The sequence below is a fragment of the Paraburkholderia sp. RAU2J genome, from assembly GCF_003634845.1.
Taxonomy (GTDB): Bacteria; Pseudomonadota; Gammaproteobacteria; order Burkholderiales; family Burkholderiaceae; genus Paraburkholderia; species Paraburkholderia fynbosensis.
Genome location: NZ_RBXG01000003.1, coordinates 850936 through 868380 on the forward strand (window position 1 = coordinate 850936; position 17445 = coordinate 868380).

Consider the following 17445-nt stretch of genomic DNA (forward strand, 5'->3'; position numbering starts at 1 on the left):
AGCCGCGAATCCTTGATGCGTCTGATTGCCCCTACAAGGCGAACTTATCGGCGTGTGATGTGTTGGCCAGCAGGGACGGCGGCAGAGCGCATCCGGCGCTAAAATCTCATAGCGCCACCTCGCCTATACAAGTTCCACGTCGTACCTTTCCAGCCAGTCCGACATCGCGAGCGCGTGATCGAGGTCCCCTCGCTCCCAACCGATGCTAACTTCGTTCAGCGGTTGATCGATCAGCTTACGAATCGCGTCCACGTCGAAAGTCTGTGCCGTGCGCGGCGACGCCTTCGAGATCACGCTGCCCATGCAGGCACGCAAAGCGCGTTCATACGCTGGGTCTTGCGTGGCCGGATAGGGGCTTTTCACGCGTTTGAGAATCGCCTTGGGCACGACGTCGCCTGCCGCTGCGCGCAGCAGGCTCTTCTCGCGACCATCGAACGTCTTCATGCTCCACGGCGTGTTGAATACGTACTGCATCAGTTCGTGGTCGCAAAAGGGCACACGTACTTCGAGGCCCACCGCCATGCTCATCCTGTCCTTCCGGTCTAGCAGGATGGGGAGCCAGTTGATCAGATGGAGGTGGCATATCTCGCGCATACGCTTTTCGGCGCCCGTCTTGCCGACATGCGGTACTGCGCGGAGTGCCTGGGCGTAACAGTCGGCCTCATACTCCTTCAGGCGCAGTTCCTTTGATAGGTCCGGGGACAACAGCGTGTCGAGCTTCGACGGCGCAACCCGCATCCAGGGGAACGTGTCGAGGTTGACGGTTTCCGGCGTGTGAAACCATCTATAGCCGCCGAACACTTCGTCGGCGGCCTCGCCGGACAATGCGACCGTCGAATTCTCGCGCACTGCCTTGAAGAGTAGATAGAGCGATGGGAATAGGTCGCTGCCGACGAACCATGCCGAGTCGAGCGCGTCGACAACGGCACGCCGCACTTGCATGTTCGCGAGCTCGCGGTCGTTCAACACGACCTCGGTGTGCCGCGTATTCACCTGCTTGACGAACTCACGCACGAACGGCGTATCGGCGGTATCGCGGTACGGGTCCTTGGCGAAGGCCCGCCCATGGTCCGCAAAATCGACCGAATAGGAGTGCACTGCACTGCCGCTTCGTTGGCGCAATATCCGATCGGCCATCGCCGTGACCAACGACGAATCGAGCCCGCCCGATAGCAGGCTGCAAAGCGGAACGTCGGCAACGGTCTGCTGGCGCATGATCCGGTCTAGGTGTCCACGAATCGTTTCGATCGTGACACCCAGCGAATCGGTATGTTCGTAACCCTCGAGCTTCCAGTAGGACCGTTGCGCGATGCCACTGCGCGACACGCGCACCAAGTGTCCAGGCATCACTTCGCGCATGCCTTCGTATACCGCGTCGCCGGGCATGCGGAACATGCTGATTACGTGCCGCAACCCTTCCAGCCCCACTCGCGGCACAATATCCGGATGAGCCAGAATCGCTTTTGGCTCGGAACCGAACAGCACGCCGCTGCCGAAGGGTTGATAGAACAGCGGCTTCACGCCTACACGGTCGCGCACCAGCAGCAACTCCTCTTTGCGCGTATCCCAGATCGCGAACGCATAGATACCAACCAGACGATCGACAAATGACTCGCCCCACTCGAGGTAGCTGCGCAACACGACTTCGGTATCGCTGCGGCTCGTAAAGCGATGGCCGCGCTTCATCAACTCGTCGCGTAGTTTAACGAAGTTGTACACTTCGCCGCTGTAGGTCAGGCATGCAACCGCTTTACCTTCTTCAGCAGCTTGCATTGGTTGCGCTCCGCCTTCGAGATCGATGACGGAAAGCCTGCGGTGTCCCAGTGCTGCGTGGCGGTCGATCCAGATGCCCTGCGCGTCGGGCCCGCGCAGTGCCATCGTGCGTGTCATTGCCTCAATGATCGGCTTTTGCTCGCCCAGATCGCGTTCGTAGTCCACCCAGCCCACAATCCCACACATCACGTATCTCCTCTGACATTTGAAGGACGTGCAACGGACTGCCCTTCATCGAGCTCTCTAAAAAGCTCAATGAAGCCATTGCTTCCTCAGATAACACGTCACGAGAAGGAAAATTCCGTGATACTCAGTGGATAAGTGCACACCCTGCCGCAAGCTTCAGGATAGGAATCTGACGGTTTGTAATCACCTCTGGCTTCGACCATCATCGACCCGATAGGGTGAGCGGCTGTTGTACTTCGCCTGCTGTCAATCGCGGGCTTCGGAGATTCAACCGCCTCATGCTGTTTCATAAGGTGGCACGCGCCGCCCTGACGTGCCCCCATGCTGCGGAAAGGTTTATTTCGCTTTCTTGCGCGTTTTTTCGTCGACCTTAGCAACCTGGCCGCTTACCATGTGAGCACGTATTTGCGATGCAAGTGCGGGTATCCCTGAGTCGCGTGCCACGTAATGAGAAAGCTGGCGCGTGGTCAGGTCGACGGTCACCGAATCGTTGGGGGCCTTCGTGTGCGGGCCGTCGCTGGCCGAATGGTATTCGATCCGCAACTGTGCGCTATTGGCCACCAGACGCAGATAGCCGTAGTTCTGATCATCGTAGTTTTCGAACACGACTGCGTCAGTGTCGCCAGATGCCTGCTGGATCAGTTGTGGGGCGCGCAGCGGCGGCTGGCCGTTCGTTGTCAACAGCTGGACGTTGTGACCGCCGTTGCCGCATACGATATACGGAATATGCGTTCCGTCCGGTCGTGTCCTTGTGAACCGCTGATAGTTGTGCGCATGCCCTGCGAGATCCGCATGAGGCCAAACGCCGACTTCATTGCAGACGGCATCGATCTGCTGCTGCATCTCGATGCTCCATCCATGTTTCCCGCGTACGACATACGCCGGATGGTGATGAGCAAAGAGCAGGGCGCCCGTATAACGTTCCTTCTTGACGCGGGTTAGCGCAGCTCTCAAGAACTTGAGCTGGCTATTGCCGATGTCGGCATTCGCAATGACGCCTGGATCTTCCAGCGTGTTGCTGTATAGCGCGATGATCCGGACGAAGGGCGCTTCGAACGTGAAGAAGACGCCTGGCTGGATCTGCGCGGTGCGCGACAGATGCCCGGCATCGGGCGAAACCTTGAAGCAGTCAGCGCAGAAATTGCGGAGATACGCCTGAAGGCTCTTCTCATGCTGAAGCGGCGAAATCATTCCGTCATGGTTGCCGGCCACGGCAAGTATCGGCGCGTGATAGTCGCGATAAGGTTCATAGAACTGGTCGTAGTAATACTGCGACTCACCAAAGCTATAGACGATATCGCCGAGAAGAAAATTGAATTGGGGCACCTCGGCTGGATCGGTCTCATCGAAATCGCTCACCATCTTGTCGGAGACTTCGTTCTGCGTTTTCGGGGCTTTGGTGCTGCCGCAATCGCCCGTCGAATGGAAGACGATCTGACCGTTCGCGTTAATCTGTTCCAGCACTTGCTGATTCCTGTTGAGCACGTCGGCGAGCGAGAGACGCGGTTCGACGCCGCCACGCGGCGCGGGGAAGGGCAAGGGCTTGAGCTTATGCTCGCGGTTCAGCTCGTCGATGACCTTGTAGGCGGCGGCATCCGAAGCGTGTCTGACGACGAACGTCTGCGGGTCGGGCGTTGGCTGCGGTTGAGAGAATACGGGCGCGTCAAGAACTCGCCCATTATCCTTACGGCTCTTTGCTGAAGGAACGGCGCTGCGTTTGCCAGGCATTGTGCGATCTCCAAAACGAGAGTCACAGCAGGCTAGCACACGTATAAACGATGTTGGAAAGAAACGATTTGTTGCGAACTGTAAGATTATTTGAGCGCGTCTTGTGAGGAAGCCGAAAGCCTGATGCTCGCGCCGGCGAACGCGACGCACATGGAGACGATGTCCCGTACAAGCGATGTGGTGCTGGGGCACTTCTGGGCATCGTCGTACGTTGCGCAGCACGACTAGACAAGGGGCGACTTTCCCCAGGGGTTCCGAGACCCGCCATGAAGCGACATTCGCGCTAAGGATCGAGCGGATGTTCAGCCGTCTGCTCCACCCATCTTCGAAACAGCTCGCAAGGTTTCACGCACGCGCTTCGCCGCGAGCAGCGGCACGTAATCGAGAATCCTCGCGTCCTTACGGAAGACCTGCACCGTCTCCGCGTACATCTGCGATACGATCTCTTCTGGGGTCGCCGTTAGCACAGCTATTTCGCGAATCACTTCCTGCGCGTCCTGCGTCTTCATGGGCGCCTCACGATCACGGTCACTGTCACAGCGTAGCGCGACGAGCGCCGGGACGCTTCGGTCGACATGCGTCGGCCACATCGGGCAAAATCCGGCCATGAAGGGACAGTCGCGAAGCGCCGCCGAACGACCGTTGATTTGGCCATACCGGCCGGTCGCGGATAGCGAGCAAAGGTCGATCAGCACCGCGACGTGTCCGCCTCCGAAAGGGACGCCGACGGCGGCGATCAGGAATCGGTCTTCGAGGATTCCTTGCTGTCCTGTTCCGACTTCGGCACGCCCTTCTTGCTCGGCGGCTTGCCCTTTTTCTCCTTCGGCTTTGCTTCAGCTTCGACCGTCGTCAGCGTCACGTTGTCCGAGCCCTTGTCGAAGGCCACGTCCACGGTATCGCCGGACTTGACCTTGTCGCCCAGCATTTCCTTCGCGAGCCTCGTCTCGAGTTCCTGACGAATCTGGCGCTTCAGCTCGCGCGCACCGAATTCTGGTCGATAGCCCACGTCGGCGAGATGATCGATGAGCGAGTCGTGGACCCTGAGCGTAATGCCCTGCGCCGCCGCGGTCCGCACTACGCGATCGATCTGGATCTGCACAATCGCGCGGATGTTCGCGCGCGAAAGTCCGTGAAAAACGATGATCTCGTCGATGCGGTTCAGGAACTCGGGACGGAAGTGCCCCTTTAACACGTCCATCAGCTTCTCGCGGATTTCCTTCTCCGAATCGCGATCCTTGTCGCTCTTCTCGAGGTTGTCCATGATGATCGACGACCCCAGATTGCTGGTCGAAATGATGATCGTGTTGCTGAAGTCGACTACGCGGCCCTTGCCATCGGTGAGTCTGCCGTCGTCGAACACTTGCAGCAGCACGTTGTTCACATCCGGATGCGCCTTCTCGATTTCGTCGAGCAGGATCACGCAATACGGACGACGGCGCACGCGCTCGGTGAGCTGACCACCTTCGTCATACCCCACATAGCCCGGAGGCGCGCCAATCAATCGAGCGACCGCATGTCGCTCCATGTATTCCGACATGTCGATGCGAATCACGGCTTGCTCGTCGCCAAATACGGTTTCCGCCAGCGCCTTCGCAAGCTCCGTTTTGCCGACACCGGTCGGACCGAGGAACAGGAACGTCGCAATCGGCCGATGGACCTGACCCATGCCGGCGCGCGAGAGACGTACGGCATCGCTCACGGCGAGCACGGCTTCGTCCTGCCCGACAACCCGCTCGCGCAGCTTGTTCTCCATGTCGAGCAGCTTTTGCCGCTCCTCTTGGGTCAGCTCGGTGACGGGTATGCCGGTGAGACGCGATACGACTTCCGCGACTGCCTCGACCGTCACTTCGAGCGTCTCCGATCCGGTCTTGCGCTGCCACGCTTCGGTTAGCTCTTCGAGCTTCGCCTGCTTCTCCTTGATGCGCTCCTCGAAGCCCTTGGCCTCGTCGAAGCGCTTGCGCGACGATGCATAGTCCTGCTCGCGTTTCAACTGCGCGATCTCCGGTTTGAGTTCCTGGATGTCCGGCGGCCGGGAAGTTGAGCCAATGCGCACGCGCGCCGCTGCCTGATCGATGAGATCAATCGCCTTGTCCGGTAGATAGCGCGAGGTGATATAGCGATCGGAAAGCTCTGCCGCCGCGACGAACGCGTCGTCCGCGAAGGTCACCTGATGGTGCGCTTCGAGCTTGTCGCGCAGGCCGCGCAGAATCACGATGGTCTGCTCGACGGTCGGTTCGGGCACCAGGACGGGCTGGAAGCGCCGCTCGAGCGCCGCGTCCTTCTCGATGTACTTCTGATACTCGTTGAGGGTCGTCGCGCCGATCAGGCTCAGCTCGCCGCGCGCGAGCGCGGGCTTGAGCACGTTGGCGATATCGAGACCGCCTTCGCCGCCGCCCTGTCCCGCACCGACGATGGTATGCAATTCGTCGATGAAGACGATCAGCTCGCTCTGCTTCGCGGTGATTTCGTCAATCAGCTGCTTCGCGCGCTCTTCGAATTCGCCGCGATACTTCGCCCCAGCGACCATCGAATTGATGTTGATCTCGACGAGCCGCCTGCCGCGCAGATCCTCGGGCACGTCGTCGTTCACGATGCGCTGCGCCAATCCTTCCACGATCGCGGTCTTGCCCACGCCGGGTTCCCCGATCAGCACGGGATTGTTCTTCTTGCGCCGGGCGAGCACTTCAATCGTGCTCTCGATTTCCTGCGCGCGTCCCAGCACAGGGTCAAGCTTGCCCTGCCGCGCCATTGCGGTGAGATCGCGTCCGAACTTGTCCAGTGTCGGCGTGCCGCTGGGCGTGTCGACGCGTCCATCTTCCGCACCCTTGCCGACGACCTTCACCACTTTCTGCCGCAACGCCTCGGGCGTGACGCCGTATTTCCTGAGCAACGCGCCCGCGATGCTGTCCGGAACGGCGGCCAGGCCGATCAGCACGTGCTCGGGACCAACATAGGAATGCCCCAGTTCTTGCGACGCTTGGAACGAGTATTGAAACGCTTTCTTCAGCCGCGGCGAGACCGTCATCTTGTCGATGGGCGCGTCGGAGTCGGCGTGACCCTTTTGCGCGTGCTCGTCGATGTATCTTTTGATGTCCTCCGGCGAAAGCTTCAATTCCTTGAAGAGCGCCGCGACGACGTCGGTGTCGGCGAGGACGTACAGCACATGTTCCGTGTCGAGCTCGGTGCGCTGCAGTTCGTGAGCTTTTTCCGCCGCGCGCTGCAGCAGTTCCATTGTCTGCTCGCTGAATGCGTCGGTGGCATCGACGGACTCGCGCGGCACAGAAGCGACGAGTCCGGCGTCGGCGTCATGCTCGTCTCCGGCCGCGCCGGGAAGCTCGCCCAATAGACGCGAAAGACCGCCGCCGAGCAGGGAATCGAACGGATTCAGCATGCTTTGATGACGCATCAATTGACGGTAATCGTACTCACAGATCGACATCGATTTACGCTGGCCGTTTTGCACTACCGTCACTTGTGCAACCGCGGGCCGGGCATGACAAATTTCGCAAAGGGCAGGCATGGTCAACCTCTCCATTTACAGGGCGGCTCAAGTTGAAGCCGAACGATCCACGCGATTGCGCAACGATGCACGCGTGACGCTAAGCGAACGCTGGCTCGACCAGAGCAACCACCTTCATCCGGCGGACGGATGGCCCGTCAGCCCGTCGCGGAGCCAGCCCCGCGCGCTAAGGCCGAGCGCCAGCAGCAACACGCCGGTGAAAATGGCATACGCACCGACCATCCAGACGAGCGCGAGCGCGCCGGCGCCGGGCCAGGCGAGTACGAGCGCACCGAACACCAGGGAAAGAATGCCGCTCAGGTACAGCGACCAGGCGCCGCGAATAGGAACGCGCAGCCGGAATGCGGTGATAAGGTCGAACAAGCCCGTCGCGATGGCATTGACGCCCATCACGATGACGAGGATGAGGGCGGTGATCGTCGGCAGCAGGATCGCGATCACCCCGGCGGCGACGCTGCACAGTCCCAGCAGCAGCGGCGCCCACCAGCCAGGCGTATCACGGCGATGACGGACGGCCCCGCTGATCGCCCCAACGCCGCCGACGATTGCATACGCGGCGTACAACGCGACCAGAAAGGTGAGTGTAAGACCGGGCAGAGCCAACGCCAGCACGCCGAAGATGAAACCGGCCGCGCCGCGCAGCGCCAGCATCCACCACGCGTGTCCGAGCAGATTGTGCATCGTGGGCCTCGCGAGACCATGAACAGATGCCCGCTCAGCGCGCGGCGCGCGGCTGACGGAGCCATTGAAGCGATGTATTTCTACAGTTCGTCCCAAGACGTGTCGGATTTCTGCGCTCCTGCCGTGTCATTCGCTGCCGCAGTCTGTGCACCATGGGCGGCAAGGCGGAACACGCGCGGGGTCATGCCCGTTGGGGCGCTGCCAAAATCGCGTGTTCCATATTGCGCAATCGTCGGGGTGCAGTGCATGGACCCGTTGCTTCAAGCTTAGTACCTCTTCGCGTACATGACAGGTACCCTCGTAAAAGAAGCGCGAAATAGTTCGACCTCTGTTATCAATAACTGCGTACGTCAGTTCTGCTTTGGGCAGTTATCCGTAAAGAACCCGCGCAAACGCGAAAGACCGTAGCATATGCGTTGCGCGATCATCGAATGAACTGTGCACGGCGCGTGTGCAATCCATGCACGCGCGCGCTGCGTTCGCGGCGCAGCGACGGGCGCCCGGGAGCCAAATCATGGAAAGCAAGAAAAGCTGGCTGCGCAGGGATCTCGATGCGTTGCGTCTGCAGTGGGACATGCTCACCTTTTATGAACGCTTCGAGCAGCTTGTTGCGCATGTGCTGAGCGTGGTGATTTCCATCATCATCCTCGTGTCGCTCTGGCAGTTGATTCGCGCGGTGATTTCATTGCTGGTTTCGGACGCGCTGAACCCGCTGGATCATGCGGTGTTTCAGACCATCTTCGGCATGGTCATGACGCTGCTGATCGCAATGGAGTTCAAACATTCGATTACGCGCGTGATGGCGGGGCGCGATCACATCGTGCAGGTCAAAACGGTGCTTCTCGTTGCCCTGCTCGCTGTCGCCCGCAAATTCATCATTCTCGATCCGGCCAGTGCGCCCGCCCAGATCGCGGCGCTTGCGTTTGCGCTGGTGGCGCTGGGGATCGTCTACTGGCTGATGCGGCAGCGTGATGACCCGGTCGACGCGACGGCCGCCACGCAAGCGCTGCGCGATCGCACGGCGGACGCGCAGCGACAGGAAGAGGTACGGCCCGGCGAAGGCGGGCAGCGCGGCAAATGATTCGACTCGCCACGCTACGTCACGTAGTGGCAGCGTAAGCGTCAATCTAGCGGACATCGTCGATGGCCACGCGAAGTCGATGGTGGCGCATCTTCACTCGACCCACCAACGGCAAGTAGTTCAACACGTCATCTGCCATCGTCTCATAGCCGCTCGGGAGCCGACTTCGCGTGAAGGTGCAAGAAACGCGCTGGTCGTAGCCTTACGCCTCCATTAGACACGCGACCGTCAGCGCCACAGACAGTCGCTTGTTATCTCTACATACCCGCCCGCATAATCCGTCATGAATCGCACAAAAGAGCTTAATCTGGCGTAAAACGCAGCTGTGCTGATAGCTTGTCTGCGCGATGCATCTGCTAAGCTGAATCGAAGGTCTTCAAAATGGTGGTTCAAGAACCATTCCTGCCGACGTACTCGACCGGTCGGTTCTCGATGTCATGGCGAGGAGGCATGCATGCCATTTCAATCAGGACAACCATTCAATATCGATGCCAAAAGCAACTGCCGGCGCGCGCGTTGCAACTGGATCCTGGTCGGCGTGTCCGTGGCGGAATTTATCGCGTCGTCCGCTTCAATGGCAGGCGGCGTGTTACCTCAGGGCGGAAGGTACGTTAGCGGGCAGGGCTCGATCACAGCCAGCGGCAACGGCGTCGTCATCACACAGCCTGGCTCGACGCGCGGCGTGATCGAATGGGACAGTTTTTCGATCGGCAAACGCGACGGGGTGACTTTCGACAACGGTCGGGGCGGGACGCTCAACCACGTATCGGGCGGCTCGCCGTCTGCGATTCTCGGCAAACTCAGTGCGACCGGCGACGTGTTTCTGATCAATCCCCAAGGCATCGTAATAGGACGTTCGGGCGTGATCGCGACCGGCGGACGCTTCCTTGCTTCAACCCTCGACCTCTGCGACGACGCCTTCATGAAGGGCAACGCGCTCACGCTATCGGGCGAATCGGATACACGTGTGGTTAATCTCGGCAGAATCAATTCGAATGGAGGAGACGTATTCCTGATTGCGCGAAGGGCCGTTGTCAACGACGGTACGATTACGGCGCCGAATGGCACTGTTGAATTGGCCGTGGGCGAGCAGGTGCTATTGCAATATGCAAACGGCGGCCGGCAGGTATTCGTGCAAACCGGCAGCAAGGGTACGATCTTCGACAAGGGCTCGCTGGAAGCGGCGCAGATCAGCCTTCAGGCCGCGGACGGCAACATCTACGCGCTCGCCGGTGGTGGCGCACGGCTGCGCGCCAACGGCACAGCCAACCGGGACGGACATGTATGGCTGGTGGCTGATGGCGGGCAGGTCATACAACGTGGCGCGATCAAGGCGGCTAATGACGACGGCAACGGTGGCATCGTCGACATTCAGGCGGATCAGCTAACGTTCGGCAAAGATGCACAAGTGCGTGCCAGTCAGTGGAACATATCCACACCCGCGTGGACCATCGACGCTTCCGCAGCGAATTCATTGCGACGCAGCCTGAACGCAGGCACTTCGGTAAACGTAACGACGACGGGTGCTAACGGGACTACTGGCGATCTGGTGATCGGCTCCAGCCTGGGCTGGAATGGGTCTGCCGCACTCACCCTCGCGGCTTATCACAACCTCTCGATTGCTTTGGGCGTTGCGCTCGGGAACAAGGGCACGGGAAATCTGACCTTGCGCGCAGATGCGACGAGCATCGATAACGGCGGCAACGTGGCAAACCGTGGCACGATCGACTGGTCTGCGAGCACAGGCCTCGTGAGCGCGTTGTACGACATGAATGGCAGCTACAGTCCGGGCACGATTCTTACCAACGCCGCCTGGACTGCCGCGCGGTACAGTGGTCTGCTCACGCAGGTGAGCGCCTACAAGCTGGTCAATTCGCTGACTGATCTGCTTGACGTGCCGTTGGATCTCTCCGGCGTCTACGCACTTGGCAAGGACATCAACCTGGGCGGCGCGAACCCGTCTGTTTATAGTCTCGGCACGCCCGTTTCGATTGGAAACGGCACGATTGCTTTTACCGGCCAGTTCGACGGCATGGGACATGTGATTAGCGGCGTGACACCGGGCGGCGTGACATCCGAGTACGGCTACGCGACCTCCGGCCTGTTTGGCGTGATCGGAAAGCAGGGCGTAGTGCGTAATCTCGGCGTGACCAACGTCCATGTCGACGACAGTGGCGATGGCGTCTTCGGCATTGTCGCGGGCGTGAACCACGGTTTGATTACCTACACCTATGCGAGCGGCAGCATTGGCGGCGGCGGCATAATCGCGAATCCTTCCATCGGTGGACTGGTCGGGGACAACGAGGGAACCATCACGCGATCGTGGAGTACCGCGACGGTGGACAGCACTGGCGTCGCGGGAGGACTGGTTGGGTCGAACGAGGGGCTGATCAGCCAGTCTTACGCGACCGGCAGCACGGCCGGATCCGCGCATGGCGTACCGGGAGGACTGGTGGGTGTCAACGATGGCGTGATCTCGCAGTCTTACGCCACCGGAGCTGTGTCTTCCTACGCAACGTCTTGTTCGTTCTGCATGGTCGGCGGGGCGGGGTTGGTCAACGAGAACTACGGGCAAGGCATCATTGAGCAGTCGTTCGCAACCGGCCGGGTCACACAGTACAATTTCGGAACCGTTCCGATAGGCATCGCGTACTTTGCAGGTGGCACCATTAAGAACAACGTCTACTGGGACAAGGAAACCACCGGTGCGACGAAAGGCGGCGGCACACTGCCGGCAAGCAATGGCTTCACCACCGCACAGATGAGCAATCCGGCCAGCTTCGATACGTCCTGGGACTTCAGCGCGACCGGTGCGTGGGCAATGCCGGCCGGTGCGACACATCCGGTCTTGCGTTGGCAACTGACGCATTGATTGGATCGACGTGGGCGTGATCTTGAAGTTGGTCAGTAAGTCAGAAGCCGGCCATCAACGGTCGGTCGCACAAATTTTCACAGGGACATTCGAGCGGCGGCTTCGCCCCAGACAACGGACCGTCGTGCTTCCGCGGCGGTTGTCGCCTCGTCGGCACATCAGGGTGTTCACGGTAGCGGAAGGACACGCCGGCCACGCAGTATTGTAGTAGACGGCTGGAACGCCGGGTGGGCGGTGTTTGAAGCGGCGATGCACCCAGTAATACTGTTCCGGAAATCGCAAAATCTGAGCCTCAAGAAACCGCGAAGCGGATGTCAGCGTGCAGGCGGGAACGTCGAAGAATGGAACAAAAACAGAGTTGTCGATACCATGATCCATGTCCGCCGCGAGCATACTGGTTTGCCAGAACGAAGTAATCACACAATCTTTCTGGCGCTCGTAGAACGTTCGATCATCTCCGCGCCAAACCTGCCGCGCCGCCTTGCACTGACAACGGACCGCTTGAAAGCGGCGTTCGCGACAATCTCGCGCCGAACGGCGGAAGTCGGTCGGTCACGGAAGCTCAAGCCTAACGCGTCGAAGCGGGCCAGTCGAACGATTTCGAATTTCCGGGCTGGGCTCAGCTTGAGCCATTCGCTTCTGCATTCAATATGGACGGTGCGCATGGCACAATCGGCTTGGGCTGCTGCTCCTCGCTAGACTTTAGGTTCTGACGTGATGCGTACCAACCAACTATCAGGCTGTGTCGCTACCTTGGCTGTCGTCTTGTCGCCGGCTGTAATGCTGTCGATAAGAGGGGGCACCGGCTACTGCTTTTTCGTTATTTTCGCGCTCGCTTTGGTCTACCTTGGCAAAGCCGAGCATCGGCGTTGCGCGGCGGCGCTGTTTCGCGAGCACCGGCTCTTCGTGCTGGGTCTGATCGGCATGCCGGCGGTCGTGCTGTTCCAGCTAGCGGTTTTTCGAAGCAGCACGTTCCCAGCGCTCGATCCATTCCTGCGGCTGGCTCTCGTCGTCCCCAGCTTTTTCTATCTGACGTCGCTGGCGTACCGGCAACTCCGACTCGTGCAATGGGGATTTGTGGCGGGCGCACTGGGCGTCGGTACGTGGGCCATCTACGCGCACTTTCACCCAGTCGTCTGGGTCGCCTCCGGTCGCCTCGGCAATTCATTTACCAACCCGATCCCTTTCGGCGACACAGCATTGCTGCTCGGTTTCCTGTCGATTGTGTCGATTACGCGAGGCAGGCGCGCACGCATAGCTGAGGTGGCGATCAAGATTGCGGCGTTTCTGCTCGGCGGATATGCGTCATATCTGTCGGGCTCCCGCGGGGGCTGGATTGCGGTGGCGCTGCTCGTATGGACAACCGTCGGCGGCCGGCACTGGCTAGTCAGCAGGCGGGCACGCATGACATTGGGCTCTGCGATCGTGGCGTTTTTCCTGGCACTCGGATCCACCAGCATTGTTCGTCAGCGGGTCGACGCGACCGTGTCCGACATCAAGGAAATGCAGCAAGGCAACATCGATACGTCGCTTGGCCTGCGGCTTCAATTGTGGCGCGCGTCCGCGCTCCTGTACTCGCGCCATCCGGCGTTTGGCGTGGGGCGCGGCCGTCTGGAGGAGGCGCTGAACGAGCTTGCCCAACGCGCCGAGGCGCCGCGGGCGATCGTCAACGCGGGCGCACATAGCGAGTTCTTTTCGACGCTTTCCCAAATGGGAACGGTGGGCGTGGCCGCACTGCTGCTTCTGTACGTCGGGACCTTCACACCGTTCTGGCGGAACCGGCTCAGCGCGGACGGCGAAATCGCTACCGCATCGTATCTGGGACTCGCCGTGGTTGGCAGTACGATCATCTTCGGGTTGACGATCGACGCGTTGACGCTCGTGATGAGCGCAGCTTTTTTCGCGCTGAATGTAGCAACACTGCTTGCGTGCATCGAGGCGCGCAAGCGGGAAATCGGCGAAGTGGGCAACTCACGTGCGCTGAAGCGGGGACGATCTGCGCGAACGAAGGTGGACAACTCGCGTCCGCTGAAGCTGGCACGGCCTCCGCGAACGATTCTCGTGGCCTGCCCACGTCGCATAGGCGATGTGTTGATGGTGACACCGCTTGTCCGGTCGATGAAGACGCAATGGCCCGAAGCCATGATAGATATGATCGTGTTTCGGGGCACAGAGGGGGTACTTGAGCACAACCCGGACCTGCGCCGCGTCATTACGGTCGCTCAGCGCGTCCCGCTGCGTGAGCGAATTGCCGACGCGGCGGGGATCTGGCGGCGTTACGATCTGGCCTGTGCAGCCACCGACTCCGATCGCGCACTGATTTATACGTGGCTTGCCGGCCGCAAGCGGATCGGGCTCGTCAATGCCGATCGCGAGAAGTGGTTTGCTCGCCTCATGCTTCACCGTATCGCGCTCGACTGGCAACTGCAGGCACACGTGGTGTCGACCACCCTGGAACTGGCGCTGCTGGTGGGTGTGACGCCGCGTGCGGAGGTGGTCGCACCGGGCATCGGTCCCGATCTCGAGCGTAGAGCCCGGTTCGAGGCGCGGCTCAATGCGCCGCCCGGCGCGATGCCGGCGCAGCCCATGGTCGTGCTGCATCTGTGCCCCATGTACGGGTATAAGAAATGGACCGTCGATGGCTGGGCCGCAACGATCCGCTGGCTGCGCGCGCATGGCTTTGCCGTCGCGCTGAGTGGAGGACCGGCGCAGGCCGAGCGCGCGTATGCCGCGCAGCTGGTCGTGGCGGCTGGCGAGCCGATCCTGAATCTTGTCGGTGAGCTGACGTTCGGCGAAACGGCGGAAATGATCCGGCGCGCGAAGCTCTTCATTGGTCCCGATACGGGTACCACGCACGTTGCGGCCGCATGCGGCACGTTGACGATCGCGCTGTTCGGCCCAGGCGACCCGGTTCGCTGGGGCCCGTGGCCATGGAACTGGCCGGTGGGTGAGGCGCCATGGGCTCGACGCGGCTCAGGCCTGCGCGGCAACGTGTACCTGTTGCAGGGGGAGAACGAGTGCGTTCCGTGCCGGCAGGAAGGGTGCGGCCGGCACGAGGAAAGCACAAGCGATTGTCTGACCGGCCTGCGGGCAAGCCGCGTGATTGCTGTCGCTGCGCAACTGCTTGGTATTCAGGCGCCGACACAGGCCAGGATCGTCGACATCAGCCGATAGACGCGCCCTGTGGGCGTTGCCTGAAGGGTCGGACTTACAATGGGGTGCCAGATAAATAAATACACTTCGACGGCATAGCAGTTCAAGCGAAGACTATTCAACTGCATGCTCGTGGCCAGCGCGCTTTGCGACAACGCTATGCGCCTGTGTAGTAATAGTATGGGCTTTGAATAATCCGTAAAAGCAACGAAAGTTGCGACAGCGGACGTTGCTGCTCCGGTTTTGCGACGATTCGCGAGTGTCCGCCCCGTGAACTTGCCGGCCGACATGGCCGCACGAATGACGGTTGTACCTTGGGAACAGCCATTGACGGAGAGCCGACCCGAAGGGCCGCAGTGGGTCGGGAGTGCGCACTGCCGACTGGCTACTTTCAGGCAGCGGAATTCCACTGGCCGCTTTCGGGCGATGAGTTTGAAGAGCGGACTGACGCAGCCCGACCCTGTGCGGACTCAGGCGACTAAGCCACAAATGCCCGCGGCCCTTCGAAGATCGGCCGTTCGCATTTGCCCTGGAGCGGATAGAGGGCGCATTAATCAGACGCATTGAAAAAAATAGCTCCAGATACTATCCTCCATGCTGGCATCGTAATCCCGCGCGTTCGCCCCTGAGCGTGCCGCACCTGTGGCGCGAAGCCTCCCTTATAGTCATTCACGATGACACTTGCGAGATGATCAAGCGGCGGTCGCTAATTTCTGCTTCCATCGCACTGGGCTGCATAGTTACAGTTGCCCCAGTACTGACGAGCATCTATATCGCAGACGAGGATGCAGAACGTCGCGAGCAGGAAGATCTGCAGCAGTTCGCCGCGAAAGCTGTGATGCGTGTGGAACTTGTCACCTACCAGGCATTCGCTGCAATTGCCGACATGGAGGCGCTCCCCGGCAGTCCCTGCTCTCCCGCCCAGGTTGCACAGTTTGCCCGCGTGGTTTTCAATTACCGGTACGTGCAGGACGCTGGTGCTTACGGCGGCGGACAATATCTGTGCTCACCGCTTTTAGGCGACGTTCGGGCGCAGCGTCTGACGATGCCCGCGCCCGATTGGCAGAGCAAGGACGGCTATCTGCTCTGGTACAGGCAGAAGAACCCCCTCAGCGACGAGCGCCAGGATATTCAGATTGGCCGCCATGGAAATTACGTCTCGATCGACCCACAGTCCTACGTCGATATTATCGACCCCGCCGGGAGACCGGTCGCAGCGATCAATGTCGAGACAAACACAATCCTTGCGTCGTCACCTGGTGCGGACGCCGACGACATGCTCAACGCATGGAAGCTGGCTGGGCATGTGAACAATGAACAATGGCACTACGCTGTCGCCCGTTCGTCAAGCCGGCCCCTCGGAGTGGTAGTCAAGTCTCCACGTAGTAGCCTCGTGGGCCACTGGCCTGGTTTGCTCGTGATGTGGCTTTCGATTGGTCTCGTTGTCGGAGGTGGGCTTGGTTGGCTTGCGTTCAGGCGAATCTCGCGGCAACTCTCCTTCCCGGCGACGCTCGAATGGGCTATAGCACGCAAGAAACTCGATGTCGTTTTCCAGCCGATCGTCCGCCTCACGAGCGGCGAATGCGTTGGCGTAGAAGCGCTCGTCAGGTGGAACCTGAACGGACGCCACATCTCGCCGGAAATCTTTGTCGCGGTCGCGGAGCAAAGCGGCCTTATTCAGCAGTTGACTGACCTCGTACTGGACAAGACGCTTGACGAGTTGTCGAAGATCTTGCGCTCGCGTCCTTCGTTCTACGTTTCAATCAACGTGAGTAGCGAAGATTTGCGGACGCGCCGTTTCCTGAATGTTCTTGCGGCCCGGCTGCAGGAGACGGGTATTCGACCTGCTCAGGTCAGAATCGAAGCAACGGAGCGAAGCTTCATGGATGCCAAAGCGACGCGGCAAACAATAGCGGCATTCAGGGATGCTGGCCACCCTGTCTATATCGATGATTTTGGAACCGGGTATTCCAGCCTGTCGTATCTGCAAACCTTTACGATCGATGTCCTGAAAATTGACAAGTCATTTATCGACACCATTGCACAAGACGCAGCATCCAGCGTCGTCGCGCCTCATATCATCGACATGGCACACGAACTGGGGGTGGAAATCGTGGCGGAAGGGGTCGAGCGCGATGTCCAGGTCGAATATCTGGTGCAGAGAGGCGTCCAGTATGGACAGGGATGGTTGTTTGCGAAGGCCATGCGGGTTAATGAACTTGTCGTCTGGCTTAACGAAAGCAGATCGACGCTTCAGCCGATCCATCAACAATCCTAGTGCGCAATGCACTGCCACGCGTGCCAAATGCAGCTACGAACCGCAACTGCCCGACGACACCACTTTCCGGGGTATGCTGGAAACCGATCGTCTCTTGTACCCGCAACAGCAGACGCCTCCATGTCTGATCCGTGGGTCCGGAAATGGCCGGCAGTACGCGTTCATCCACGTCG

General features: G+C 60.1%; 9 protein-coding genes and 2 pseudogenes. 5 read left to right on the forward strand and 6 right to left on the reverse strand.

The genetic code is table 11. From position 1 onward, the window contains the following. Nucleotides 1-123: 123 nt before the first annotated feature. The 5 genes from asnB to B0G69_RS35325 form a co-directional block, all read right to left on the reverse strand. Nucleotides 124-1959, reverse strand: coding sequence for an asparagine synthase (glutamine-hydrolyzing) (gene asnB, locus B0G69_RS35305; protein ID WP_121324715.1), 1836 nt, complete (start codon nt 1957-1959; stop codon nt 124-126). 336 nt (nt 1960-2295) lie between these two features. Next, nucleotides 2296-3687, reverse strand: coding sequence for a metallophosphoesterase (locus B0G69_RS35310; protein WP_121324716.1), 1392 nt, complete (start codon nt 3685-3687; stop codon nt 2296-2298). A gap of 302 nt (nt 3688-3989) precedes the next feature. Further along, nucleotides 3990-4196 (reverse strand): DUF3562 domain-containing protein, encoded by a 207-nt coding sequence (locus tag B0G69_RS35315; RefSeq protein ID WP_121325110.1) that lies wholly within the window; start codon nt 4194-4196, stop codon nt 3990-3992. Between the two features lie 227 nt (nt 4197-4423). After that, nucleotides 4424-7207, reverse strand: a complete 2784-nt coding sequence (locus tag B0G69_RS35320) for an AAA family ATPase (RefSeq protein WP_121324717.1) — start codon at nt 7205-7207, stop codon at nt 4424-4426. Between the two features lie 114 nt (nt 7208-7321). Continuing rightward, nucleotides 7322-7888, reverse strand: coding sequence for an HdeD family acid-resistance protein (locus tag B0G69_RS35325; protein ID WP_121324718.1), 567 nt, complete (start codon nt 7886-7888; stop codon nt 7322-7324). Nucleotides 7889-8402: 514 nt separating this feature from the next. Here B0G69_RS35325 and B0G69_RS35330 point away from each other — a divergent pair. Both B0G69_RS35330 and B0G69_RS35335 read left to right on the forward strand, forming a co-directional pair. Continuing rightward, complete coding sequence (locus B0G69_RS35330) at nt 8403-8969, forward strand: phosphate-starvation-inducible PsiE family protein (protein WP_121325111.1); 567 nt, start codon at nt 8403-8405, stop codon at nt 8967-8969. A 325-nt stretch (nt 8970-9294) separates the two neighbouring features. Next, nucleotides 9295-11841, forward strand: coding sequence for a filamentous hemagglutinin N-terminal domain-containing protein (locus B0G69_RS35335; protein WP_347232536.1), 2547 nt, complete (start codon nt 9295-9297; stop codon nt 11839-11841). 207 nt (nt 11842-12048) lie between these two features. Here B0G69_RS35335 and B0G69_RS42390 read toward each other — a convergent pair. Beyond that, a pseudogene (locus tag B0G69_RS42390) lies at nt 12049-12332 on the reverse strand (lipid A biosynthesis lauroyl acyltransferase); the annotation flags it as partial. A 433-nt stretch (nt 12333-12765) separates the two neighbouring features. On the opposite strand from B0G69_RS42390, the pseudogene B0G69_RS42395 reads away from it, so the two are divergent. From B0G69_RS42395 to B0G69_RS35350, 3 genes and pseudogenes are all read left to right on the forward strand, one after another. Continuing rightward, nucleotides 12766-13566 (forward strand): annotated as a pseudogene (locus tag B0G69_RS42395) (O-antigen ligase family protein); the annotation flags it as partial. Nucleotides 13567-13869: 303 nt separating this feature from the next. Then, entirely contained in the window at nt 13870-15015 is a 1146-nt protein-coding gene (locus tag B0G69_RS42400) for a glycosyltransferase family 9 protein (protein ID WP_241991694.1), read from the forward strand. Between the two features lie 667 nt (nt 15016-15682). Beyond that, nucleotides 15683-17272: an EAL domain-containing protein gene (locus tag B0G69_RS35350; RefSeq protein WP_121324721.1), complete on the forward strand. Its 1590-nt coding sequence runs from the start codon at nt 15683-15685 to the stop codon at nt 17270-17272. The last annotated feature ends 173 nt before the right edge of the window (nt 17273-17445 follow it).